The following is a 22738-nucleotide window of genomic DNA, read 5'->3' on the forward strand; positions in this document are numbered from 1 at the left end:
CTGTACGCCAGCAGATCTCGCCCGTACAATGCTCCGTCATTTCTCGTCATCAGCAACCGACAACGGCCAACCATGCGCACCAGTCAATTTTTGCTCGCCACACAGAAAGAAACGCCTTCCGACGCGGTCGTGATCAGCCATCAGCTGATGCTGCGCGCCGGCATGATCCGCAAACTCGCCTCGGGCCTGTACACCTGGCTGCCGATGGGCTTGCGAGTGATGCGCAAGGTCGAAGCCGTCGTTCGTGAAGAAATGAACGCCGCGGGCTCTCTCGAAGTGTTGATGCCGAGCACCCAACCGGCTGAGCTGTGGCAGGAATCCGGTCGCTGGGAAGAATACGGCCCTGAGTTGTTGCGCTTCAAGGATCGCCACGGTCGCGATTTCTGCGCCGGCCCGACTCACGAAGAAGTCATCACTGACCTGATGCGCAACGAGTTGAGCAGCTACAAACAGCTGCCGATCAACCTGTACCAGATCCAGACCAAATTCCGTGACGAAATCCGTCCACGCTTCGGTTTGATGCGCGGTCGCGAATTCATCATGAAGGACGCCTACTCCTTCCACGCTGACCAGGCATCGCTGCAGGTCACCTACGACCGCATGCACCAGGCGTATTGCAACGTGTTCACCCGTCTGGGCCTGAAATTCCGCCCGGTTGAAGCCGACAACGGCTCGATCGGTGGTGCCGGCTCCCACGAATTCCACGTACTGGCCGAATCCGGCGAAGACGATATCGCCTTCAGCAACGGTTCCGACTACGCGGCGAACATCGAGAAAGCCGAAGCCGTGCCGCGCGAAACTTCCCGCGCCGCACCTGCCGAAGAGCTGCGCCTGGTCGACACGCCGAACGCCAAGACCATTGCGCAACTGGTCGAAGGCTTCAACCTGCCGATTGAAAAGACCATCAAGACCCTCGTGGTTCACGCTGAAGAGAAAGGCAAGCTGATTGCCCTCATCATCCGTGGCGACCACGAGCTGAACGAAATCAAGGCCGGCAACCAGCCTGGCGTTGCCAGCCCGCTGGTCATGGCCTCCGAAGCAGAACTGCGCGACGCCATTGGCGCCGGCGCCGGCTCCCTGGGCCCGTTGAATCTGCCGCTGCCAATCATCATCGACCGTTCCGTCGAATTGATGAGCGACTTTGGCATCGGTGCCAACATCGACGACAAACACTACTTTGGCGTGAACTGGGAGCGTGATCTGCCGGTTCCGACCGTTGCCGACCTGCGCAACGTGGTCGCTGGCGACCCGAGCCCGGATGGCAAGGGCACTCTGGAAATCAAGCGCGGCATCGAAGTCGGGCACATCTTCCAGCTGGGCAACAAGTACAGCAAAGCGATGAAGTGCGAAGTGCTGGGCGAGAATGGCAAGCCAGTCACCCTGGAAATGGGTTGCTACGGCATCGGCGTTTCCCGCGTGGTGGCTGCGGCCATCGAGCAGAACAACGACGCCAACGGGATCATCTGGAGTGACACGCTGGCCCCGTTCCAGATCGCTCTGGTACCGCTGCGCTACGAAACCGAACAGGTTCGCGAGGCCACCGACAAGCTGTATGCAGAATTGACTGCCGCCGGCTTCGAAGTACTGCTGGACGACCGCGACAAGAAAACCAGCCCGGGCATCAAGTTCGCGGACATGGAGCTGATCGGCATTCCTCACCGGATCGTGGTCAGTGACCGCGGCCTAGCCGAAGGCAATCTTGAATACAAGAGCCGCACCGAGCCCGAAGCGCATGCGCTGCCGGTCGCAGACGTGCTGTCCTTCCTTCAGTCCCGTATCCGCCGCTGACACCAGATAGAGAAGTCATGTTCAAGCGAAACACCTTAGGCCTCGGTGGTGCCGCCCTGTGCGGCACCCTGCTGGTCAGCGGCTGTGCCAATCACATGTCACAACGCAGCGAGCACGAGGAACGTGTCGAGCGTAAATTGCTCGATCACAGCCTGCAGATTGATGTCGGCGAGCCAAAGGTGCTTGAGCTGCCGCAACGTCGGGTGAAGATCCACGAGCAGAAGACTTTCGAAGTCACCGAATTCGAAGTCACACGCCACTACGACCGCTACACGCCTTACCAACCCTGGCGGGAGGCTTACGAGATCCCGCTGGGTGCGGTGGCCGTGGTGGCCGGTGTCGGTGCGAACGTGGTCAACGTGTTCGCCCTCGGCAACCTGCCGGACAGCGTGACCAAGGACTGGCTGAGCTACGGTTTCGCCGGGCTCAACCCGTTCATGAACGTGCAGTCTCATGGTCGTGCGCAACAGAACCTGGCGGGAATCGACGAGGTTCAGCTCGACAAGCGCACCGAATACTCGAGCCTGCCATGGAGCGAGCGCCCGGTTGAGGTCAAGGCCGGCAAGGAAACGTTCGAGATGAGCACCGACAAAAACGGTGTATTGCGCGTGAACCTGCTGGACAGCCCGTTCGCCGAACATGACATCAATCATTTGAGCCGGCTGCTGATCAGTGTCCAGGATGCTCAGGACGATGTGCACAACAATTCGTCCCTGGCGGTCAGTAGTTCCTTGCGTGGCAAGTTGCTCGAAGCTCACGGGCTGATTTACGACGACCTCGAAGACGACGAAGTGAGCCAGTGGGTACACCGGGTCAAACGCTTGTCGGAACTGGGTCTGGAAGAAGAAGCCACCGAGCTGGAACAAAGCCTGATCGAACTGACGCGCAACGATCCCGAGTTGCAGACCGAATTCCTCAAGTCATTGACCAAGGATGCCGGGCGACTGGTAGCGGATCCGGGACCGAATAAGGCCCCTTAAAAGATCGCAGCCTTCGGCAGCTCCTACAGAGGACGCATTCCAATGTAGGAGCTGCCGAAGGCTGCGATCTTTTGCTTTCAGATCTCAACGCTCAAACAACTCCATCTGCTCAAACCCGCCCCGCAAATCCTCCAGCCGCACCCCAATCCCCAGCAACCGCACCGGTTTCCCGCCGCGATTGAACGCCTGGGTCAGCAACAACTGATAGCTCCCCAAATCCCGCCCTGCCCCGGCCTGCTCCAGAGTGGTCTGGGTGAAGTCATGGAATTTCACTTTGACGAACGGTTTGCCCGGTCGATAGCTGCTGTCGATTCGCGCCATGCGGCCGGCCAGGGTTTCCAGTAACTCGGGCAATTTATCGAGACAGCTCACCAGATCCGGCAGGTCGACGTCGTAGGTGTTTTCGACACTGATCGACTGGCGACGACTGTCGTTGTGCACCAACCGGTCATCGATCCCACGGGCCAGGCTCCAGAGTCGCTCGCCGAAGCTGCCGAATTCGCGCACAAGCGCCAACTTGTCCCATTCGCGCAGATGCGAACAATCGACGATGCCGAGCCTGCCTAATTTGTCTGCAGTCACTTTGCCAACGCCGTGCAGCTTGCTCACCGGCAAACCGCTGACAAAATCCTCGACCTGATCCGGCGTAATGACGAACAAGCCGTTGGGCTTCTTCCAGTCGCTGGCGATCTTGGCCAGAAACTTGTTCGGCGCAACGCCAGCCGAAACAGTGATGTGCAGCTGATTAGAGACGCGACGGCGAATGTCCTGGGCGATCCGCGTGGCGCTGCCACCGAAATGCGCACTGTCGGACACGTCGAGGTAGGCCTCATCCAGCGAAAGCGGCTCGATCAAGTCGGTGTAATCGCGAAAGATCGTGTGAATTTCCTTAGAGGCTTCTCTATAGGCCTCCATGCGCGGCTTGACGATGGTCAGGTCCGGGCACAGCTTCAAGGCATGTCCGGAAGACATGGCCGAGCGCACCCCATAAGCCCGCGCTTCATAATTGCAGGTGGCGATCACTCCACGCCGATCCGCAGAACCGCCCACTGCCAGAGGTTTCCCGGCCAGGCGCGGGTCGTCACGCATCTCGATGGCGGCGTAGAAGCAGTCACAATCGACGTGGATGATTTTTCGCTGCGTCATATAAATGCAGTGTTCATGGTGAAGAAATGGCGTATTGGCGAGTCAGATCGGCAGTATCTCACTGACACCTGTATATAGCACCAGTACTCTGAATGTTCTTTTCCACCCGTAGGAAAAGTGCCAAATGAATTTATTTTTTCAATCGAAAAGCTCCACCCGATAGAGCTTAAAGCCTTGCCACACCGACCTTACAGCCAATCAGCCAGCCCTATTTTCAAGCTAAGCGATTGAACGGGAAGAGGTTTTCTCTGGATTGAAGGTTGACAGCCCACCGTTCCTCTGTAGAATACCGACACACAGACGCGGGATGGAGCAGTCTGGTAGCTCGTCGGGCTCATAACCCGAAGGTCGTCGGTTCAAATCCGGCTCCCGCAACCAAACATCAAAAAAGGCTACTCGAAAGAGTGGCCTTTTTTGTGCGCGTCTCTTTTGTAAACACGAGATAGAAAAGAGCGGGTAACGGCTGACGGTGCAGGATTGAAAAATCGTTCTGATTCCGAAACTTAAGTCTCCCCCACCACCGTTCGCCGCTTATTTACGCTTATTTCACCCTATTCAGGATTAACGGTAGACACTCCGGCGTTCGTCTGTAGAATGCCGCCACACAGACGCGGGATGGAGCAGTCTGGTAGCTCGTCGGGCTCATAACCCGAAGGTCGTCGGTTCAAATCCGGCTCCCGCAACCAAACATCAAAAAAGGCTACTCGAAAGAGTGGCCTTTTTTGTGCGCGTCTCTTTTGTGAACACGAGATAGAAAAGAGCGGGTAACGACTGACGGCGCAGAAACGAGAAATCGTTCTGATTCCGAAACTTAGGTCTCCCTCACGACCGTTCGCCGCTCATTTCTGCTTATTTGACCCTATTCCGGATTAACGGTTGACACTCCGGCGTCCGCCTGTAGAATGCCGCCACACAGACGCGGGATGGAGCAGTCTGGTAGCTCGTCGGGCTCATAACCCGAAGGTCGTCGGTTCAAATCCGGCTCCCGCAACCAAACATCAAAAAAGGCTACTCGAAAGAGTGGCCTTTTTTGTATCTGTTGAAAAAGTCCTTTCGCAACAATGATCTGCCACTGTGTAGCGAGCCGTTCGGGATCACCCATGCTCTGAGCCCAGACTATGCTGAGCCACAGACAGAACCCTCTACGACTGATGACGCACCATCGCCGATGCCCGGTGAGAGGCGTTAATATTTGTGATTATTTTTTTCTACAGGGATTGGTAACTTGGCTGGATACCCCCATCCTGTCGCGCACAATCCAAGAGGTGATTGATGCGCGCCAACTCGTCTGATCCACAAGACACCGTCACAGCGACACAACCGATCAAGGCCGAGCGTCTGCGCTTGCTGGATCGAATCAGTAAATACCGCCAGCCCATCGGCCTGGCAGTCACTTTGCTGTTGTTCGCTATCGCGCTGATTGCCTGTCGCCACCTGCTGAGCGAACTCGATCTGTACGCTCTGCACGACTCGATTCTCGACGTTCCGAAACCGGCATTATTGGGCGCGTTGGGCGCGACCGTAGTCGGCTTCATTATTCTGCTGGGCTACGAATGGTCGGCCAGCCGCTACGCAGGCGTGACACTGGCGCCGCGAATCCTGGCCCTGGGCGGGTTCACCGCATTCGCCATCGGCAATGCTATCGGCCTTTCGATGCTCTCGGGGGGCTCAGTTCGATACCGTTTATATGCACGTCATGGTCTGAGCGCTTCTGAAGTCGCGCACATGACGCTGTTCGCCAGCCTCTCGCTCGGCTGCGCCCTGCCCCCTCTGGCCGCCCTCGCCACCCTCAGCAACCTGCCTGGCGCCTCTGCCGCCCTGGGTTTGTCCGAGATAGTGCTGGGCGCCATCGCCGCGGCCGTCTTGCTGCTCTTCAGCGTACTGGCCATCGGCATCTACCGCCGTCGCCTGCCAGAGCAACCTTACCCGGACAACCTGCTGGTCAAGATCGGACGCCGCACGGTGCGCCTGCCGGGCCGTCGCCTGACGTTCCTGCAACTGATCATCACGGCCCTGGACGTCGCCGCCGCGGCAACTGTGCTCTATCTGCTGTTGCCGGAAGCACCGCCCTTCGGCGCGTTCCTGCTGGTGTACCTGCTGGCACTGGCCGCTGGTGTGCTCAGCCATGTTCCCGGCGGGGTCGGAGTATTCGAAGCGATTCTGCTGGCTGCCTTCTCCAACACACTCGGCGCCGCGCCACTCGCTGCCGCCCTGCTGCTCTATCGCCTGATCTATGTGGTGCTGCCGTTGCTGGTGGCCTGCGTATTCCTGCTGATCAACGAAGGTCAGCGCCTGTTTCAATCGCGTCAGTCCTTAAGAGTAGCGTCCGGCCTGGCCGCGCCGATTCTGGCGGTGCTGGTGTTTCTGTCCGGCGTGGTGCTGCTGTTCTCCGGCGCCACCCCGGAAATCGACACACGCCTGGAACACATCGGTTTTCTGATCCCGCATCGACTGGTCGACGCCTCGCACTTCGGTGCCAGCCTGATCGGCGTGCTTTGCTTGCTGCTGGCTCAAGGGCTGCGCCGCCGACTGTCGGCCGCCTGGATGCTGACCACCATCTTGTTGCTGGTCGCTGCCCTGCTCTCTCTGCTCAAGGGTTTCGACTGGGAAGAAGCCTGCTTGCTGACGCTGACTGCGAGCTTGCTGGGGGTTTTCCGCAGCTCGTTCTATCGCCCCAGCCGTCTGACCGAGGTGCCGTTCTCGCCGCTGTATCTGGTGGCGAGCCTGTGCGTACTCGGTGCGTCGATCTGGCTGTTGCTGTTCGCCTATCAGGACGTCCCGTACAGCCATCAGCTCTGGTGGCAATTCACCCTCGACGCCGATGCCCCGCGTGGCTTGCGCTCGCTGCTCGGCGCCGCCGTGTTGCTGGTAGTGGTGTCCCTGACCTGGCTGCTGCGAACTGCACGCCCGGTGATCCATCTGCCAACGCCCGATGAAATGGGCCGCGCGGTAAAGATCCTCATGGCCTCCGCACAACCGGATGGCGGCCTCGCCCTGACCGGTGACAAGGCGCTGCTGTTTCACCCCAATGACGAGGCGTTCCTGATGTACGCCCGCCGTGGTCGCAGCCTGGTGGCCTTGTATGACCCGATCGGCCCGACCCAGCAACGGGCGGAAATGATCTGGCAGTTCCGCGACCTCTGCGACATCCACCACGCTCGCCCCGTGTTCTATCAGGTACGCGCCGAGAACCTGCCGTACTACATGGACATCGGCCTGACCGCGATCAAGCTCGGCGAAGAAGCCCGGGTCGATCTGCTTCGCTTTGATCTCGAGGCCAAAGGCAAAGAGATGAAAGACCTGCGCTACACCTGGAACCGTGGCACTCGCGATGGCCTGTCGCTGGAGATCTTTGATCCGGGGCAAGCGCCGATGGATGAGCTCAAGGTGATTTCCGATGCCTGGCTGACCGGCAAGAACGTGCGCGAGAAAGGCTTCTCGCTCGGCCGTTTCAGCGATGATTACCTCAAGCATTTCCGCGTCGCGGTGATTCGTTTCGAAGGGCGCCCGGTGGCGTTCGCCAACCTGCTCGAGACTTATGGCCATGAACTGGCCAGCCTCGACCTGATGCGCGCGCACCCGGATGCCCCCAAGCTGACCATGGAGTTCATGATGGTCGGCCTGATTCAACATTATAAAAATCATGGATACGCGCGCTTCAGCCTGGGCATGGTGCCGTTGTCGGGGTTGCAACCCCGTCGTGGTGCACCACTGACCCAGCGTCTGGGCTCGATGGTTTTTCGCCGTGGTGAGCAGCTCTACAACTTTCAAGGCTTGCGCCGTTTCAAAGACAAGTTCCAGCCTGACTGGGAACCCCGTTATATGGCCGTGCCCGCCGGACTCGATCCGCTGGTTGCCCTGGCCGACACTGCTGCCCTGATTGCGGGCGGCTTGACTGGATTGGTGAAACGCTGATGATTCAACGCTCCTTGCGGTACGTACTGGCCACACTGGTAGTGCTGGCCCTGATTCTCGGTGGCGGTTACTGGTACCTGAAACGCCCGGCACCCGAACCGACCCTAGAACAGCTGACGCCGGCCGATGGCGCCGCGATGACCCGTGTCATCCCCGGCAACACACCACGCGCCCAGGTGCTGGTGGCGGTCAATGAAGACCAGAAGCTCAGCAACAAACAGTTGATGACCCTGAGCCGCAGCGGCTCGGCGCAGATTGTTCAGGTGATCCTGCCCAAAGACTGCCTGCTACAAAGTCGCGCCCTGCAATCGGCCCTGAGAGAACTCAAAGGCCCGGCGACCCTGGTCAGCGGCATCGGCCCCGGCGCCGTGCTGGCGTGGCGCTGGTTGTCCGAGCAGAAGGACGACAAGGCTCAGGCCGTCTCCGTCGACCTGGCCCTGGAAAAACCCGGCTGCACGCACCTGCTACCGAAAAGCGCCGCCCACGGTCACTGGCTGGTGGCCTGGAACGACAACCCGGACGACACCAGCGCCGGCTTCGTGCGCGATCAACCCAACGCCGAAACCAGCATCAGCGACTACGACATCAACCTGCCGCAAGTGCTGAACAACGAGCTGCGCAAGATCCTCGTGGGTGGCGATAAAGCCGCTGGCGGCTTGCAGATCCCGGTAGTCGAAGTGCCCGCCGGCCAAGCCAAGGACACCGTGACCCTGTTCCTGTCCGGTGACGGCGGCTGGCGCGACCTTGACCGCGACGTAGCGGGCGAGATGGCCAAGATCGGCTACCCGGTCGTCGGCATCGACACCCTGCGCTACTACTGGCAGCACAAGAGCCCGGAGCAAAGCGCCCTGGACCTCGCCGAACTGATGCAGCACTACCGGCAGAAATGGGGCACCAAGCGCTTCGTCCTGACCGGCTACTCGTTCGGCGCCGATGTCCTGCCAGCCATCTACAACCGCCTGGAGCCATCGGAACAGCAACGGGTCGACGCGATCATCCTGCTGGCCTTCGCCCGCACCGGCAGCTTCGAAATCGAAGTCGAAGGCTGGCTCGGCAACGCCGGCAAAGAAGCCGCCACCGGCCCGGAAATGGCCAAGCTGCCGCCGGAAAAAGTGGTGTGCATCTACGGTGAAGAAGAAGTCGACGAGAGCGGCTGCACCGACAAGACTGCGGTTGGTGAGGCGATGAAACTGCCGGGTGGTCACCACTTCGATGAGAACTATCCGAAACTGGCGCAGCGGTTGGTTGATGTGATCGAGAAGCGTCAAGCGAAGGAGACGGCGGCTCAGGAGTGATCTGAGTCCGCCCACAAAAAAAGCCCTCGCTGCCATAAGGTTGCGAGGGCTTTTTTGGTTAGATACGACGCTCTGCCGCGTCGTAGACCTCTTCGTCACGTCGAGCACCAACGGCAACGATCAATACCTGAATCGCCTTGCCATCGACTCGATAAACAATTCGCGTGTCGCCTGTTCGGATCCGTCTACAGCCTGCAAGACTGGCTCTTAGGGGCTTGCCGCTCTTGTCCGGCTCACCATTGATAATCCGCTCTTCGATGACATCAAGAATGCGGTTCGCCGCTACAGCTCCCAGCAGATCCAGATCCTTCTGAACCTCCGGATGATAGATAACGCCCCAAACCATCCACAGCTCCTTTAGTCTTTCCTGGCGTACCGCGCCCGCATATCGTCGTGGCTGACTGCCTTGTTCTGATCAAAACCGATCAGTCGCTCCCGAGCGGCTGCTTCAACCCTCAGATCTTCAAGTTCATCGAGCATTTCCTGATAAGCATCGACATTGATAATGACCGCTGCTGGCTGATTGTCCTTGAAAATGACCAGCCGCTCGGTGGCTCGGCTGGAAATCTCTTTGAGCCTTGCACTGAACCCCCTGACCATTGCGGTCACCGATATCGCTTGGTCAGCACGCTCCAGTAATGCCGTCATACTCACCTCTCTACGCAATCATGCAAATTTGAACACACAGTTCTACGCAGAGTATTGCGTCGAATTCGACATACGGCAAGCAGCAAAAAACGCGAACTGATCAACCTGCGTGTTTCACGCTTACAAAAATGAACCGAACAATTTGTAAATCCTCTGAGCAAGGCCGTGATTGATGATGTGGTGAAGGTACTGACGCCGCCACCTGCTCGGACAAAGGCCGAATCTAAAAAATAGCAGCCTGAGCGCAATAAAAGGCGCCGAGACACCAGACATAAAAAAGCCCCCGCTACCGCAATGGCAACGGGGGCTTTTTGATGTTGCTTACATCTCTACCTGCGTCCCCAGTTCAATCACCCGGTTCAGCGGCAGATTGAAGAAGCGCAAATTGCCGTTGGCGTTCTGCAACATGAAGGCGAACAGCGCCTCACGCCAGCGGGCCATGCCTTCGAGTTTGGAGGCGATGACCGTCTCGCGGCTGAGGAAGTAGGTGGTGCGCATCGGGCTGAAGTCCAGGTCATCGAGATGACACAGCTTCAGCGCTTGCGGCACGTCCGGCTCGTCGACGAAGCCAAAGTGCAGGATCACCCGGAAGAAGCCTTCGCCGTGGGATTCAACCTCGAAACGCCGTGATGCCGGCACCCGCGGGATGTCTTCGTATACCACCGTCAGCAGCACCACTTGCTCGTGCAGCACCTGGTTATGCAGCAGGTTGTGCAACAACGCATGAGGCACGGCGTCTGGGCGCGCGGTCAGAAACACGGCGGTGCCCTGAACGCGATGCGGCGGTTGCACGGCGATGCTGCTGATGAAGATCGGTAGCGGCAAGCCACCCTCGTCGAGGCGATCGACCAGCAATTGCTTGCCGCGTTTCCAGGTGGTCATCAGCACAAACAGCACGATACCGGCAATCACCGGGAACGCCCCGCCCTGAATGATTTTCGGCACGTTGGCCGCAAAGTACAGACCGTCTACCAAGAGGAAACCGAGTAACAGCGGAACCGCGAGGATCGGAGGCCATTTCCACAGCAGCAATATCACCGCCGACACCAGGACGGTGGTCATCAGCATCGTGCCTGTCACGGCCACGCCGTAAGCCGAGGCCAGCGCGCCGGAGGACTCGAAGCCCAGCACCAACAGGATTACGCCAACCATCAGCGCCCAGTTCACCGCGCCGATGTAGATCTGCCCCTGCTCGGCACTGGAGGTGTGCTGAATGTGCATGCGCGGAATGTAGCCGAGCTGAATCGCCTGACGAGTCAGGGAGAACGCACCGGAAATCACCGCCTGAGAAGCAATGACCGTGGCCAGGGTCGACAACCCCACCAACGGAATCAGCGCCCAGCTCGGTGCCAACAAGTAGAACGGGTTGCGCGCGGCTTCCGGATCACCGAGCAGCAGCGCCCCTTGGCCGAAGTAATTCAGCACCAGCGCCGGCAGCACCAGAATGAACCACGCACGGGCAATCGGCTTGCGACCGAAGTGGCCCATGTCGGCGTACAGCGCTTCGGCACCGGTCAATGCCAGCACTACCGCGCCGAGAATCGCCACGCCCATGCCCGGGTGCACAATGAAGAAGCGCACGCCCCACACCGGGTTCATCGCTTTCAACACTTCCGGATGCTGCATGATGCCGTAGACACCCAGCGCCCCCAACACCACAAACCAAGTCACCATGATTGGCCCGAACAGAATGCCGATGCGCGCGGTACCGTGACTCTGGATCAGGAACAGCGCCACCAGCACGATCAGCGACAGTGGCACCACCCAATGGTCGATACCCTCGAAAGCCAGTCCCAGGCCTTCAATCGCCGAGAGCACAGAGATCGCCGGCGTGATCATGCTGTCGCCATAGAACAGCGCCGCGCCGATCAGCCCACAGACCACCAGGAACCCCCTCAACTTCGGATGCCCGGCCGCCGCCCGCCGAGCCAGGGCGGTCAAGGCCATGATCCCGCCTTCGCCCTGGTTGTCGGCGCGCAGGACGAACATCATGTACTTGATCGACACAACCCAGATCAGCGACCAGAAAATCAGCGCCAGAATCCCCAGCACCCCGTCATGATTGACGGGCACGCCATAGCCACCGGAAAACACTTCTTTGAGGGTGTACAGCGGGCTCGTGCCGATATCGCCATAAACCACCCCGACCGCCGCGACCAGCATGCCGATAGGCTTTGCCGCCGAATGCTCGGCGCCTGCCGCCTGACTACTTGCCTGACCCATCCACCACTCCTACTACCCAGACCGGACTTCTTTGGAAGAAGCACTATGCTTTGCCGTGCAGCATGCGCTGTTTTACATCACGTTACAGACGTTTCATTGACTGTAAAAAATCGGTAAAGCCTAAAGGCGCGAAGCATAGCGCAGCACTCGTCGTATTTCCCTGCATAAAGCTGGTCAAGTGCGCCTCTCATCGCTAGAATTGCGCACTTTTTGACCAGAGGCGCAACATAGCGCCCCGTCTGTCGCCTTGCCGTCTTCGGCTGGAGGCGTCACAAATACCGAGGTTAGACATGTCCACCACTCCTGCGCCGGCCAATCCAAAGGTTGGCTTCGTATCCCTGGGTTGCCCCAAAGCACTGGTCGACTCCGAGCGCATCCTTACCCAGCTGCGCATGGAAGGCTATGACGTTGTGTCCACTTACGAGGACGCCGATGTCGTGGTGGTCAACACCTGCGGCTTCATCGACTCGGCCAAGGCTGAGTCTCTGGAAGTGATCGGCGAAGCCATCAAGGAAAACGGCAAGGTCATCGTGACCGGCTGCATGGGCGTCGAAGAAGGCAACATTCGCAAGGTGCACCCAAGCGTGTTGGCCGTGACCGGTCCGCAACAATACGAGCAAGTGGTCAACGCCGTGCACGACGCCGTGCCGCCGCGTCAGGATCACAACCCGTTGATCGACCTGGTGCCGCCGCAAGGCATCAAGCTGACCCCGCGCCACTACGCCTACCTGAAGATTTCCGAAGGCTGCAACCACAGCTGCAGCTTCTGCATCATCCCGTCGATGCGCGGCAAACTGGTCAGCCGCCCGGTCGGCGACGTGCTCGACGAAGCCCAGCGCCTGGTCAAGGCCGGCGTCAAAGAGCTGTTGGTGATCTCGCAAGACACCAGCGCCTACGGCGTCGACGTGAAATACCGCACCGGTTTCTGGAACGGCGCGCCGGTGAAAACCCGCATGACCGAACTCTGTGAAGCCCTGAGCACCCTCGGCGTCTGGGTTCGTCTGCACTATGTTTACCCGTACCCGCACGTCGACGAGCTGATTCCGCTGATGGCCGCCGGGAAAATCCTGCCGTACCTGGACATCCCGTTCCAGCACGCCAGCCCGAAAATCCTGAAAGCCATGAAACGCCCGGCCTTCGAAGACAAGACCCTGGCCCGCATCAAGAACTGGCGCGAAATCTGCCCGGACCTGATCATCCGTTCGACCTTCATCGTCGGCTTCCCTGGCGAAACCGAAGAAGACTTCCAGTACCTGCTGAACTGGTTGACTGAAGCTCAACTCGATCGCGTCGGCTGCTTCCAGTACTCGCCAGTCGAAGGCGCACCGGCCAACCTGCTGGACGCGGCAATCGTGCCGGACGACGTCAAGCAAGACCGCTGGGATCGCTTCATGGCGCACCAGCAGGCCATCAGCTCGGCTCGTCTGCAAATGCGCGTTGGCCGTGAAATCGAAGTATTGGTCGATGAAGTCGACGAGCAAGGCGCGGTTGGCCGCTGCTTCTTCGATGCCCCGGAAATCGACGGCAATGTGTTCATCGACAACGGCAGCAACCTGAAACCAGGCGATAAAGTCTGGTGCAAAGTGACCGACGCCGACGAATACGACCTGTGGGCTGAACAGATCTAAACGCAAAAAATACGAAAAGCCCTGCTCTCTTGACGAGATGCGGGGCTTTTTTACGTCTATCGTTTTGTGAGGAAAGGATTCTCGACATTCATAGGAAAAGGGGCAGCCGGCCATGCGCCAACATTCGGTCATCCACACGCCGAAACAGAGCGACTACGAAGAACTCACTCAGGTCTGGGAGGCCTCGGTGCGCGCCACTCATGACTTTCTGCCGGACAGCTACATCGAACTGCTGAAGAACCTGGTGCTGACGCGCTACCTCGATGCGGTGATGCTGATCTGCACGAAAGACCCGCGCCAGCGCATCACCGGGTTCGCCGGGGTCGCGGCGGGCAAGATCGAAATGCTCTTCATCGACCCGGCTCACCGCGGTCAGGGCTTGGGCAAGCAGTTGCTACGCTACGCCATGGAACACTTGAATGCCGATGAACTGGACGTCAACGAACAGAACCCGCAGGCGCTGGGGTTCTACTTCAAACAGGGCTTCGAGGTGATCGGTCGCTCGGAAGTCGATGGCATGGGCCAGCCTTATCCACTGCTGCACATGCGATTGCGCCAGACACAACAATTGACACGCAATGGCTGACACAACATGAAACCCTTGTGGGAGCGAGCTTGCTCGCGAAAGCGGTGTGTCAGTCGACAGTACTGCTGACTGATCCTCCGCTATCGCGAGCAAGCTCGCTCCCACATTAAAAGCACATGCGGCAAATGGAGCCGGGATTAACCGGCGCCAGGCAGGTACAATGCCCACCCCTTTTTTGTTACGGCCCTGTCATGACTGACCCGATTCGTCTCTCCAAACGCCTCATCGAACTCGTCGGCTGTTCCCGTCGGGAGGCTGAGCTGTTCATCGAGGGCGGCTGGGTCACCGTGGACGGTGAAGTCATCGACGAGCCGCAGTTCAAGGTCGAGGACCAGAAAGTCGAGCTCGACCCGGAGGCCAAGGCCACTGCGCCGGAACCGGTGACCATCCTGCTGAACGTGCCCGTGGGCATGGATGCGGAAACGGCCATGGCAACGATCAGCGCCGAAACCTTGAGCGAAGAACACCGCTTCAGCAAACGTCCGCTCAAGGGCCACTTCCTGCGCCTGACCGCCAGTACCGACCTGCAGGCCAACGCCAGCGGTCTTTTGGTGTTCACCCAGGACTGGAAGATCCTGCGCAAACTCACTGCCGACTCCGCCAAGATCGAGCAAGAGTATGTGGTCGAAGTTGAAGGCGACATGGTGGCTCACGGCCTCAACCGCCTGAACCACGGCCTGACCTACAAGGGCAAGGAACTGCCGCCGGTCAAAGCCAGCTGGCAGAACGAAAACCGCCTGCGTTTTGCGATGAAGAACCCACAACCGGGCGTCATCGCCCTGTTCTGCCAGGCCGTAGGCCTGAAGGTCGTCGCCATCCGCCGCATCCGCATTGGCGGCGTGTCCATCGGCAAAGTGCCGCTGGGCCAATGGCGTTACCTGTCCGGCAAAGAGAAGTTCTAAGACTTTTCACGCCGCCACACATTTTGGCGCCGCTGTTTATGCGGCGCCCACTGCTGAATATCAGGACTGCACACCATGATTCATAACGACGTACTGCGCAGCGTGCGCTACATGCTCGACATCAGCGACAAGAAAGTCATCGAGATCATCAAGCTCGGCGGCATGGACGTGGCCCTGGAAGACCTGGTGACGTACCTCGACAAGAAAGAGGAAGACGAGGAAGGCTTCGTACGCTGCCCGGATGAAGTCATTGCGCATTTCCTCGATGGCCTGGTGATCTTCAAGCGCGGCAAGGACGAAAGCCGTCCGCCGCAGCCGATCGAAACGCCGGTGACTAACAACATCATCCTGAAGAAACTGCGTGTGGCTTTCGAACTGAAAGAAGACGACATGCACGCCATCCTCAAGGCCTCCGAGTTCCCGGTGTCCAAGCCTGAGCTGAGCGCGCTGTTCCGTAAGTTCGGCCACACCAACTACCGTCCGTGCGGCGACCAGTTGCTGCGTAACTTCCTCAAGGGCCTGACCCTGCGCGTGCGCCCGCAATAACGTGCGAGACGGATCTACTGTGTAGGAGCTGTCGAGAGCAACGAGGCTGCGATCTTTTGACTTTGATTTTAAAAAACAAGATCAAAAGATCGCAGCCTCGTTGCACTCGACAGCTCCTACAAGGCTGTATAGACCCTCATTCCTCGCAAAAATAGTGGCTCCGCTTCCGGCGGCTGACGACTAGGGTGTATTGACCCTCAGCTCTCAGGATTCGCCATGCACCCGTACTTTTCCTTGCAAGGCCGCACCGCTCTGGTGACCGGCGGCACCCGTGGTATCGGCAAAATGATCGCCAAGGCTTATGTCGAGGCCGGCGCCACTGTGTACGTGTGTGCCCGGGATGCCGACGCCTGTCAGCAAACGGCTGATGAATTGAGCGCATTCGGTCGTTGCCACGGAGTGGCGGCCAACCTGGCCACCGAAGAAGGCGTACTTAAATTGGCTACGCAACTGGGCGAGCAGATCACTCATCTGGATATTCTGGTGAACAACGCCGGCACCACGTGGGGCGCGCCGCTGGAGAGCTACCCGGTCAAGGGCTGGGAAAAGGTCATGCAGCTGAACGTGACCTCGGTGTTTAACTGCATACAGCAGTTTTTGCCACTGCTGCGTAAGGCCGGTTCGGCAGCGAATCCGGCGCGAATTATCAATATCGGCTCGGTGGCGGGGATTTCTTCCTTTGGTGAACAGGCTTATGCCTACGGACCGAGTAAAGCTGCCCTGCATCAACTGTCGCGGATTCTGGCGCGGGAACTGGTGAGCCAGCACATCAACGTCAACGTCATCGCACCGGGGCGTTTTCCGAGCAAGATGACTCAGCACATCGGCAATGATGAGCAGGCGTTGGCCGACGATACGGCGTTGATCCCAATGAAACGCTGGGGCCGGGAGGAAGAGATGGCGGCGCTGGCGATCAGTCTGGCGAGTACGGCTGGGGCTTATATGACCGGGAATATCATTCCGCTGGATGGCGGGTTCAGTCTCTAAGATCGGCGGTGCGGCCATCGCGAGCAAGCTCGCTCCCACAGGTTTTATGTCGTACACCAATTTTGTGTTCGCCGGAGAACCCTGTGGGAGCGAGCTTGCTCGCGATGGCGGACTCATGGGCGCCACCGGTCCTGAGGTCGATCGGGTTATCATGCCCGCCCTCACCCCGCCTCGACCCCAGACCATGACCTACAGCGTTTCCCCTATCGGCTTTGTGCGCTCCTGCTTCAAGGAGAAGTTCGCCATCCCGCGCCAGCCACAACTGGCTCCGGCCGCTCGCGGCGTACTGGAACTGGTGGCGCCGTTCGATCAGGGCGATGCGGTGCAAGGTCTGGAACAGGTCAGCCATGTGTGGCTGCTGTTCCTGTTTCACCAGGCACTGGAAGAAAAGCCACGCCTGAAAGTCCGCCCTCCTCGTCTCGGCGGTAACAAATCCATGGGCGTGTTCGCCACCCGCGCGACGCATCGGCCCAATGGCATCGGCCAATCCGTGGTGAAGCTGGACAAGGTTGAGGCCAATCGGCTGTGGATATCCGGCATCGACCTGCTGGACGGGACGCCGATTCTCGATATCAAACCCTACGTGCCTTACGCCGACATCATCGATACAGCCTCCAACAGCATCGCCAGCGCTGCGCCGCAGCTGATTCCCGTGCAGTGGACGGACTCAGCGCTGCAACAGGCTCACGGCCATGCTCAGCGCCTTGAAGAACCGCTGGTGGAGCTGATCGAGCAATGCCTCGCACAAGACCCACGTCCGGCGTACCAGATGCCTACACCCGAACGGGAATACGGTGCACAGTTCTGGGACCTGGACGTGCGCTGGCATTACCCGACGCCAGATTCGATCTGCGTTCTGGAAGTCATCCCCGCCTCCAATTTGTAGGAGCTGTCGAGTGAAACGAGGCTGCGATCTTTTGATCTTGTTTTTAAAAGTCAAAATCAAAAGATCGCAGCCTCGTTTCACTCGACAGCTCCTACAGGGATTGTGTCAGGCATAAAAAAGCCCCCATTGCCTGCACAGGCAATGGGGGCTTTTCAGTGATGCGGTGTGCTTACTTCTCGACGAACGCACGCTCGATCAGGTAATCACCCGGCTCGCGCATCCGCGGCGACACTTTCAGGCCGAAGCTGTTCAACACTTCGCTGGTCTCGTCGAGCATGCTCGGGCTGCCGCACAGCATGGCGCGGTCGTCTTGCGGGTTGATCGGTGGCAGACCGATGTCGCTGAACAGCTTGCCGCTGCGCATCAGGTCGGTCAGGCGACCTTCGTTTTCGAACGGCTCGCGGGTCACGGTCGGGTAGTAGATCAACTTGTCACGCAAGGCCTCGCCGAAGAACTCGTTCTGCGGCAAATGCTCGGTGATGAACTCGCGGTAAGCGACTTCGTTGACGTAACGTACGCCGTGGCACAGGATCACTTTTTCGAAACGCTCGTAGGTTTCCGGGTCCTGGATGACGCTCATGAACGGCGCCAGACCGGTACCGGTGCTGAGCAGGTACAAATGTTTGCCAGGCTTCAAGTCATCCAGCACCAGCGTGCCGGTAGGCTTCTTGCTGATGATGATCTCGTCGCCTTCCTTCAAATGCTGCAGCTGGGAAGTCAACGGGCCATCAGGCACCTTGATGCTGAAGAACTCGAGATGCTCTTCCCAGTTCGGGCTGGCAATCGAGTAAGCGCGCATGAGCGGCCGGCCGTTGGGCTGTTGCAGGCCGATCATCACGAACTGACCGTTCTCGAAGCGCAGGCCCGGATCTCGGGTGCACTTGAAGCTGAACAGAGTGTCGTTCCAGTGATGAACACTGAGGACACGCTCGTGGTTCATGTTGCTCATGTACGTGGGACTCCTGGAGATTTTGTCTGCGCGTGCTCTGCGCCTGCTCTGCAAAAATGAGCTGCTGTGCGCAATTGCATCGCATTCTAATGGCAGCGACAATATCTGTTAACTGGATTATTAAGATAAGGGTTATCGGTTATATCGATATGCGATTTACTCTCCGTCAACTTCAAGTATTCGTCGCCGTCGCCCAGCAGGAAAGCGTATCCCGTGCTGCGGGTCTGCTCAACCTCTCGCAATCGGCGGCGAGCACCTCGATCACCGAGCTAGAGCGTCAGTCCAGCTGTCAGCTGTTCGACCGCGCCGGCAAACGGCTGAGCCTCAACGCCCTCGGCAAACAGCTGTTGCCGCAAGCGGTGGCGCTGCTCGACCAGTCCAAAGAAATCGAAGACTTGCTCAATGGCAAGTCGGGATTCGGCTCTCTGGCGGTCGGCGCGACCCTGACCATCGGCAATTACCTGGCCACCTTGCTGATCGGCAGCTTCATGCAGCGCCATCCGGAAAGCCAGGTGAAGCTGCACGTGCAGAACACTGCCAACATTGTGCAGCAGGTCGCCCACTATGAAATTGATCTGGGTCTAATCGAAGGTGACTGCAGCCATCCGGACATCGAAGTGCAGAGTTGGGTCGAGGATGAGCTGGTGGTGTTCTGCGCGCCCCAGCACCCACTGGCCAAGCGCGGCACGGCGACCATGGAAGAGCTGACCCACGAGGCCTGGATTCTGCGTGAACAGGGCTCTGGCACGCGCCTGACCTTTGACCAGGCCATGCGCCACCATCGCAGCTCACTGAATATCCGACTGGAACTGGAACACACCGAAGCGATCAAGCGTGCGGTGGAGTCCGGATTGGGGATTGGCTGCATTTCTCGCCTGGCACTGCGCGATGCATTCCGCCGCGGCAGCCTGGTGCCGGTGGAGACGCCGGATCTGGATCTGGCGCGGCAGTTCTATTTCATCTGGCACAAACAGAAATATCAGACGTCGGCGATGCGTGAATTCCTCGATCTGTGCCGCGCTTTCACCGCTGGGGTTCAGCGCAGCGACGAGATCGTGCTGCCCACCATTGCTTAAAGCAGGATGACTGCCCAGACCAGCGCAATCATGCTCAAGGCTACGAACTGAGCTGCGCTGCCCATGTCCTTGGCGTTTTTGGACAATGGGTGCAATTCAAGGGAAATGCGGTCGATGGCCGCTTCCACTGCCGAATTGAGCAATTCGACAATCAACGCCAGCAGACATACTGCAATCAACAACGCCTGCTCGACGCGGCTGACGTTCAAGAAGAACGACAGCGGGATCAATATGACGTTGAGCAACACCAGTTGCCGAAAGGCCGCTTCACCGGTGAAGGCTGCGCGCAAACCGTCCAGCGAATAACCGGAGGCGTTGAGGATGCGTTTTAGGCCGGTTTGGCCTTTGAAAGGTGACATAAAGTAGGCAACTGACCAAAAAATGAAGTGGGAAGGCTAGATTAAGCACAGTCAAAAAAGCGTGAACGCGCCGCGCCTTATTAGCTCGAAATTGACTCAAGTTGTTGCAGAAGCAACGCCGCCTGAGTCCGGGTCCGCACATTCAGCTTGCGAAAAATCGCCGTCACGTGGGCCTTGATCGTCGCTTCGGAAACGCTCAGCTCGTAGGCAATCTGCTTATTCAACAAGCCTTCACAGACCATGGTCAGCACACGAAACTGCTGAGGCGTCAGGCTAGCAAGACCTTCGCTGGCGGCCTTGGCTTCGGCGGAAACGCTGACTGCCTCGAACGCCTGGGGTGGCCAGAACACATCGCCATCGAGCACCGCGCGTACGGCTTTCTGGATGACGCTCAGATCACTGGACTTGGGGATGAAGCCGCTGGCGCCGAATTCACGGGACTTGACCATGATCGAGGCTTCTTCCTGGGCCGACACCATGACCACCGGAATCTGCGGATACTGGCCGCGCAACAGCACCAGCCCTGAAAAACCGTAGGCCCCCGGCATGTTCAGGTCCAGCAACACCAGATCCCAGTCGGACTTTTCGTCCAGACGGGTTTCCAGCTCGGCAATGCTTGCCACTTCCACCAGACGGACTTCCGGGCCCAGGCCCAGGGTCAACGCTTGATGCAGGGCGCTACGAAAAAGAGGGTGGTCATCGGCAATCAGGATTTCGTATGTGGCCATTTTTCAAATGATCCTGTTTTTCAAACAACTCGAGGTACAGCCACGGAGCTGTACCAACAGGGCACGTTCAACGCCAATCACGTGGCTATCCACGTAAAGAATACGGCGTATCAAACTTGGCCGCGCCCTAATCGGCGCCAAGCATGCCCAGCGAAGTCGGGGTGGTCAAGGTGCATGGCCAGTACAGTTCTTTGCAGTATGGGCGACAATCAGCGCGTGACAGGGGCGCCGATTTACACAAAAGGCATCAGCTCGGCGTGTGCCGGTGTTGAAACATTCATTTCAAGCTGATGTTTGGCATCAAGGTAATGTTGGCTGAACACGTCGAAATAAGCGTCCAGCGCCGACGCCGCCTCGGTATCACCCGCCAGATCGAGACACAACGCCGCCACTTCGGCCGTGCACAAATGCTCACTGCGGGTCGATCGGCGCAACCGGTACCGCGACAACTTCTCGGGCAACAGGCTCAGAATCGGAAGCCGATCAAAGTAGGGGCTTTTGCGGAAAATCTTCCGGGCTTCTGTCCAGGTGGCATCCAGCAGAATGAACAGCGGACGCTTCGAACTATCGGCATCAACGCTGTTTGTGACACGCTCGGGTTCGACGTACTCACCCGGAAACACCAGATAGGGCTGCCATTGCGGGTCTGCCAGCAGCGCCAGCAATTGCTCATCAACTTCCGTACGCGACCAGATGAACGCATGGTTGTCGCGCACCACATCGGCGATCAGCCAACCGGTGTTGCTCGGCTTGAACACTTCCTTGTTGGTCATGATCAGACACACGCCAGAACGGGCCTCGACCTGCGGGCGCCAGGCGCACAGGCAATGGCTCTCGATCACGCGGCAGGCTCGGCAACGCGGTGCCCTCCAACCTCGGGCCTGAATCGGCTTGATGCCCTCTTCCTCTCGCTCATCGCGCAAGCGGGCTACTGCGTTTGCAGCAAAGCGTGGGGTTGCAGGGTTCATCGCAGGCAACGCCGGCAGGGGAAGAAAATCGACACGAAAAACACTCGGCAGGGCAGAAAGTGCCGGCAGTTTATCAGAGCAGCCGGCGCAAGCCTGTACCGTCCAGGCCTCAGCCCCTATAATTCGCCGCCACTGAACGCACAGTCATGTGACGGGTCGAACCACCAGTCACTGAACCAGGAGAGTTTCATGCTGCGCCTTATCGTTCCCACCGCTGCCGTTTTACTGGCGTCGTCCTTCAGCGCTCAGGCTGCATCCTTGAGTGAGCAGAATCTCAACAGAGAACTGCGAAACGTCGCCACACAAAGCAGTGTTGGTACTCCACGGGCGATCAACGAAGACATTCTTGATCAGGGTTACACCGTCGAAGGCAACACGCTGATCAACCATCTAAGCGTACAAAGCAGCCACGCCAACAAGATGCGTGCCGACCCGAAAGCCGTGTATTTCCAGCTTGGCGCCTCTGTATGCAACAACCCATCGTTCCGCAAACTGATGGCCAAGGGCGCGGTCATGCGTTACGACTTCACTGAGGTGAAGACCAACCGCTCAGTCGGCTCCGCCAGTTATCAGGAATCGGACTGCCCGAAAGCGGCTCCGACCAAGAAGAAGTAATCATCGGGAAGTGGCGCGCCGCTGTTCATCCTCGGCGCGCAGTTCTGCCAATAACGCCTGCAAATAACGGGAACGTCGGTCGGAGCCCTCCAGACGCCGGCAACACTCCTCTTCGAGACTCAAATGATTGGTCTCGGCCGATGACTTCAGTAATCGATACAGTTGCGTATCGATCTCCAGAATGACTCTGGCCATAGCTTCCCGCCTCCCTGCACCTCGCCCTTGCTTGAGCGATAAAATCCTTGAACCGCTTGTACCGTACGCCCTGCCTTTGACGCAAAGTTGTCGTGTCGTGTCTGTAATTTAGTAAATCAGACTGTCAGACACTCGCCTTGCGTTCAGACGAGCGGTGAAAGCACCTTGCAAATCGCCAATAAGCGGTTGCCAGGAAAGACTTTGCGGCGCAATGATCAAGTCAGCGGAAACCCCCGCGAGGGTCTAGATTCATAGTGTTCACGTTCACTTATCAGGGCAGGAAAGGGCTGCCCATTGCACGTCTTGTAGTGCGAATGT

The 22738-nt window shown here is 58.6% G+C and carries 21 protein-coding genes, 3 tRNA genes and 1 pseudogene; 16 read left to right on the forward strand and 9 right to left on the reverse strand.

Going from position 1 to position 22738, the window contains the following annotated elements; genetic code table 11:
• The first annotated feature begins 72 nt into the window (after window positions 1-72).
• Both ACA079_RS25775 and ACA079_RS25780 read left to right on the forward strand, forming a co-directional pair.
• Window positions 73-1788, forward strand: coding sequence for a proline--tRNA ligase (locus ACA079_RS25775; protein ID WP_497701420.1), 1716 nt, complete (start codon window positions 73-75; stop codon window positions 1786-1788).
• A gap of 17 nt (window positions 1789-1805) precedes the next feature.
• Window positions 1806-2768, forward strand: a complete 963-nt coding sequence (locus ACA079_RS25780; protein WP_497701421.1) for a hypothetical protein — start codon at window positions 1806-1808, stop codon at window positions 2766-2768.
• Window positions 2769-2852: 84 nt separating this feature from the next.
• Here the strand turns inward: ACA079_RS25780 and dinB are convergent, their stop codons facing one another.
• Complete coding sequence (gene dinB, locus ACA079_RS25785; RefSeq protein ID WP_056739239.1) at window positions 2853-3914, reverse strand: DNA polymerase IV; 1062 nt, start codon at window positions 3912-3914, stop codon at window positions 2853-2855.
• A gap of 301 nt (window positions 3915-4215) precedes the next feature.
• Here dinB and ACA079_RS25790 point away from each other — a divergent pair.
• The 5 genes from ACA079_RS25790 (at window position 4216) to ACA079_RS25810 (ending at window position 9124) form a co-directional block, all read left to right on the forward strand.
• Window positions 4216-4292: transfer RNA gene (locus tag ACA079_RS25790), tRNA-Met, on the forward strand.
• 231 nt (window positions 4293-4523) lie between these two features.
• A tRNA-Met gene (locus tag ACA079_RS25795) sits at window positions 4524-4600 on the forward strand.
• Window positions 4601-4831: 231 nt separating this feature from the next.
• Window positions 4832-4908 (forward strand) — tRNA-Met (locus ACA079_RS25800).
• Window positions 4909-5186: 278 nt separating this feature from the next.
• Window positions 5187-7829, forward strand: coding sequence for a bifunctional lysylphosphatidylglycerol flippase/synthetase MprF (gene mprF / locus ACA079_RS25805; RefSeq protein ID WP_497701422.1), 2643 nt, complete (start codon window positions 5187-5189; stop codon window positions 7827-7829).
• The gene (locus ACA079_RS25810; RefSeq protein ID WP_497701423.1) at window positions 7829-9124 is read left to right on the forward strand and encodes a virulence factor family protein; all 1296 of its coding nucleotides are present in this window, start codon (window positions 7829-7831) and stop codon (window positions 9122-9124) included. The genes mprF and ACA079_RS25810 overlap by 1 nt, the downstream gene beginning before the upstream one ends.
• 58 nt (window positions 9125-9182) lie before the next feature.
• Here the strand turns inward: ACA079_RS25810 and ACA079_RS25815 are convergent, their stop codons facing one another.
• Window positions 9183-9470: a type II toxin-antitoxin system RelE family toxin gene (locus ACA079_RS25815; protein WP_447788580.1), complete on the reverse strand. Its 288-nt coding sequence runs from the start codon at window positions 9468-9470 to the stop codon at window positions 9183-9185.
• A gap of 11 nt (window positions 9471-9481) precedes the next feature.
• Window positions 9482-9772: a Phd-YefM gene (locus ACA079_RS25820; RefSeq protein ID WP_056739231.1), complete on the reverse strand. Its 291-nt coding sequence runs from the start codon at window positions 9770-9772 to the stop codon at window positions 9482-9484.
• Between the two features lie 153 nt (window positions 9773-9925).
• On the opposite strand from ACA079_RS25820, the pseudogene ACA079_RS25825 reads away from it, so the two are divergent.
• Window positions 9926-10006 (forward strand): annotated as a pseudogene (locus ACA079_RS25825) (DUF3077 domain-containing protein); the annotation flags it as partial.
• Window positions 10007-10093: 87 nt separating this feature from the next.
• Here the strand turns inward: ACA079_RS25825 and ACA079_RS25830 are convergent.
• Window positions 10094-11995, reverse strand: a complete 1902-nt coding sequence (locus ACA079_RS25830; RefSeq protein WP_497701424.1) for a potassium transporter Kup — start codon at window positions 11993-11995, stop codon at window positions 10094-10096.
• Between the two features lie 290 nt (window positions 11996-12285).
• On the opposite strand from ACA079_RS25830, the gene rimO reads away from it, so the two are divergent.
• The 6 genes from rimO to tsaA all read left to right on the forward strand — a co-directional run bounded on the left by rimO (window position 12286) and on the right by tsaA (window position 17530).
• On the forward strand, window positions 12286-13623 hold the full coding sequence (gene rimO / locus ACA079_RS25835; RefSeq protein WP_008153968.1) for a 30S ribosomal protein S12 methylthiotransferase RimO: 1338 nt from the start codon (window positions 12286-12288) through the stop codon (window positions 13621-13623).
• Window positions 13624-13735: 112 nt separating this feature from the next.
• Window positions 13736-14209, forward strand: a complete 474-nt coding sequence (locus ACA079_RS25840; protein WP_497701425.1) for a GNAT family N-acetyltransferase — start codon at window positions 13736-13738, stop codon at window positions 14207-14209.
• A gap of 191 nt (window positions 14210-14400) precedes the next feature.
• On the forward strand, window positions 14401-15111 hold the full coding sequence (locus tag ACA079_RS25845) for an rRNA pseudouridine synthase (protein WP_497701426.1): 711 nt from the start codon (window positions 14401-14403) through the stop codon (window positions 15109-15111).
• A gap of 75 nt (window positions 15112-15186) precedes the next feature.
• Window positions 15187-15657, forward strand: coding sequence for a YehS family protein (locus tag ACA079_RS25850; protein WP_497701427.1), 471 nt, complete (start codon window positions 15187-15189; stop codon window positions 15655-15657).
• 216 nt (window positions 15658-15873) lie between these two features.
• Window positions 15874-16644, forward strand: a complete 771-nt coding sequence (locus tag ACA079_RS25855; RefSeq protein ID WP_497701428.1) for an SDR family oxidoreductase — start codon at window positions 15874-15876, stop codon at window positions 16642-16644.
• 184 nt (window positions 16645-16828) lie between these two features.
• Window positions 16829-17530: a tRNA (N6-threonylcarbamoyladenosine(37)-N6)-methyltransferase TrmO gene (gene tsaA / locus ACA079_RS25860; protein ID WP_497704380.1), complete on the forward strand. Its 702-nt coding sequence runs from the start codon at window positions 16829-16831 to the stop codon at window positions 17528-17530.
• Between the two features lie 169 nt (window positions 17531-17699).
• On the opposite strand, the gene fpr is transcribed toward tsaA, so the two are convergent.
• Complete coding sequence (fpr, locus tag ACA079_RS25865; protein WP_003443014.1) at window positions 17700-18479, reverse strand: ferredoxin-NADP reductase; 780 nt, start codon at window positions 18477-18479, stop codon at window positions 17700-17702.
• Window positions 18480-18628: 149 nt separating this feature from the next.
• On the opposite strand from fpr, the gene ACA079_RS25870 reads away from it, so the two are divergent.
• On the forward strand, window positions 18629-19555 hold the full coding sequence (locus ACA079_RS25870; protein ID WP_008153977.1) for a LysR family transcriptional regulator: 927 nt from the start codon (window positions 18629-18631) through the stop codon (window positions 19553-19555).
• Here the strand turns inward: ACA079_RS25870 and ACA079_RS25875 are convergent.
• From ACA079_RS25875 to ACA079_RS25885, 3 genes are all read right to left on the reverse strand, one after another.
• Window positions 19552-19914: a diacylglycerol kinase gene (locus ACA079_RS25875; protein WP_008010143.1), complete on the reverse strand. Its 363-nt coding sequence runs from the start codon at window positions 19912-19914 to the stop codon at window positions 19552-19554. The genes ACA079_RS25870 and ACA079_RS25875 overlap by 4 nt on opposite strands.
• 80 nt (window positions 19915-19994) lie before the next feature.
• On the reverse strand, window positions 19995-20642 hold the full coding sequence (gene erdR / locus ACA079_RS25880) for a response regulator transcription factor ErdR (protein ID WP_046046272.1): 648 nt from the start codon (window positions 20640-20642) through the stop codon (window positions 19995-19997).
• A 233-nt stretch (window positions 20643-20875) separates the two neighbouring features.
• Window positions 20876-21610 carry a tRNA-uridine aminocarboxypropyltransferase gene (locus ACA079_RS25885; RefSeq protein WP_283183243.1) on the reverse strand — a complete coding sequence of 245 codons (735 nt, stop codon included), beginning with the start codon at window positions 21608-21610 and terminating at the stop codon, window positions 20876-20878.
• A gap of 189 nt (window positions 21611-21799) precedes the next feature.
• On the opposite strand from ACA079_RS25885, the gene ACA079_RS25890 reads away from it, so the two are divergent.
• Window positions 21800-22225, forward strand: coding sequence for a PA3611 family quorum-sensing-regulated virulence factor (locus ACA079_RS25890; RefSeq protein WP_415771065.1), 426 nt, complete (start codon window positions 21800-21802; stop codon window positions 22223-22225).
• Here ACA079_RS25890 and ACA079_RS25895 read toward each other — a convergent pair whose 3' ends face one another.
• The gene (locus tag ACA079_RS25895; protein WP_497701429.1) at window positions 22226-22420 is read right to left on the reverse strand and encodes a hypothetical protein; all 195 of its coding nucleotides are present in this window, start codon (window positions 22418-22420) and stop codon (window positions 22226-22228) included.
• Window positions 22421-22738: the final 318 nt, after the last annotated feature.

This window comes from Pseudomonas sp. LBUM1645 (assembly GCF_059716185.1).

What these genes read in the sequence shown, in the direction of transcription:
- ACA079_RS25830 (WP_497701424.1), bottom strand. Translation starts at nt 11,995, where the DNA reads ATGGGTCAGGCAAGTAGTCAGGCGGCAGGCGCCGAGCATTCGGCGGCA.
- ACA079_RS25820 (WP_056739231.1), bottom strand. Translation starts at nt 9,772, where the DNA reads ATGACGGCATTACTGGAGCGTGCTGACCAAGCGATATCGGTGACCGCA.
- ACA079_RS25875 (WP_008010143.1), bottom strand. Translation starts at nt 19,914, where the DNA reads ATGTCACCTTTCAAAGGCCAAACCGGCCTAAAACGCATCCTCAACGCC.
- ACA079_RS25815 (WP_447788580.1), bottom strand. Translation starts at nt 9,470, where the DNA reads ATGGTTTGGGGCGTTATCTATCATCCGGAGGTTCAGAAGGATCTGGAT.
- tsaA (WP_497704380.1), top strand. Translation starts at nt 16,829, where the DNA reads ATGACCTACAGCGTTTCCCCTATCGGCTTTGTGCGCTCCTGCTTCAAG.
- ACA079_RS25780 (WP_497701421.1), top strand. Translation starts at nt 1,806, where the DNA reads ATGTTCAAGCGAAACACCTTAGGCCTCGGTGGTGCCGCCCTGTGCGGC.
- mprF (WP_497701422.1), top strand. Translation starts at nt 5,187, where the DNA reads ATGCGCGCCAACTCGTCTGATCCACAAGACACCGTCACAGCGACACAA.
- rimO (WP_008153968.1), top strand. Translation starts at nt 12,286, where the DNA reads ATGTCCACCACTCCTGCGCCGGCCAATCCAAAGGTTGGCTTCGTATCC.
- ACA079_RS25840 (WP_497701425.1), top strand. Translation starts at nt 13,736, where the DNA reads ATGCGCCAACATTCGGTCATCCACACGCCGAAACAGAGCGACTACGAA.
- ACA079_RS25850 (WP_497701427.1), top strand. Translation starts at nt 15,187, where the DNA reads ATGATTCATAACGACGTACTGCGCAGCGTGCGCTACATGCTCGACATC.
- ACA079_RS25890 (WP_415771065.1), top strand. Translation starts at nt 21,800, where the DNA reads ATGCTGCGCCTTATCGTTCCCACCGCTGCCGTTTTACTGGCGTCGTCC.
- ACA079_RS25870 (WP_008153977.1), top strand. Translation starts at nt 18,629, where the DNA reads ATGCGATTTACTCTCCGTCAACTTCAAGTATTCGTCGCCGTCGCCCAG.
- ACA079_RS25855 (WP_497701428.1), top strand. Translation starts at nt 15,874, where the DNA reads ATGCACCCGTACTTTTCCTTGCAAGGCCGCACCGCTCTGGTGACCGGC.
- ACA079_RS25845 (WP_497701426.1), top strand. Translation starts at nt 14,401, where the DNA reads ATGACTGACCCGATTCGTCTCTCCAAACGCCTCATCGAACTCGTCGGC.
- erdR (WP_046046272.1), bottom strand. Translation starts at nt 20,642, where the DNA reads ATGGCCACATACGAAATCCTGATTGCCGATGACCACCCTCTTTTTCGT.
- ACA079_RS25895 (WP_497701429.1), bottom strand. Translation starts at nt 22,420, where the DNA reads ATGGCCAGAGTCATTCTGGAGATCGATACGCAACTGTATCGATTACTG.
- ACA079_RS25885 (WP_283183243.1), bottom strand. Translation starts at nt 21,610, where the DNA reads ATGAACCCTGCAACCCCACGCTTTGCTGCAAACGCAGTAGCCCGCTTG.
- ACA079_RS25810 (WP_497701423.1), top strand. Translation starts at nt 7,829, where the DNA reads ATGATTCAACGCTCCTTGCGGTACGTACTGGCCACACTGGTAGTGCTG.
- dinB (WP_056739239.1), bottom strand. Translation starts at nt 3,914, where the DNA reads ATGACGCAGCGAAAAATCATCCACGTCGATTGTGACTGCTTCTACGCC.
- ACA079_RS25775 (WP_497701420.1), top strand. Translation starts at nt 73, where the DNA reads ATGCGCACCAGTCAATTTTTGCTCGCCACACAGAAAGAAACGCCTTCC.
- fpr (WP_003443014.1), bottom strand. Translation starts at nt 18,479, where the DNA reads ATGAGCAACATGAACCACGAGCGTGTCCTCAGTGTTCATCACTGGAAC.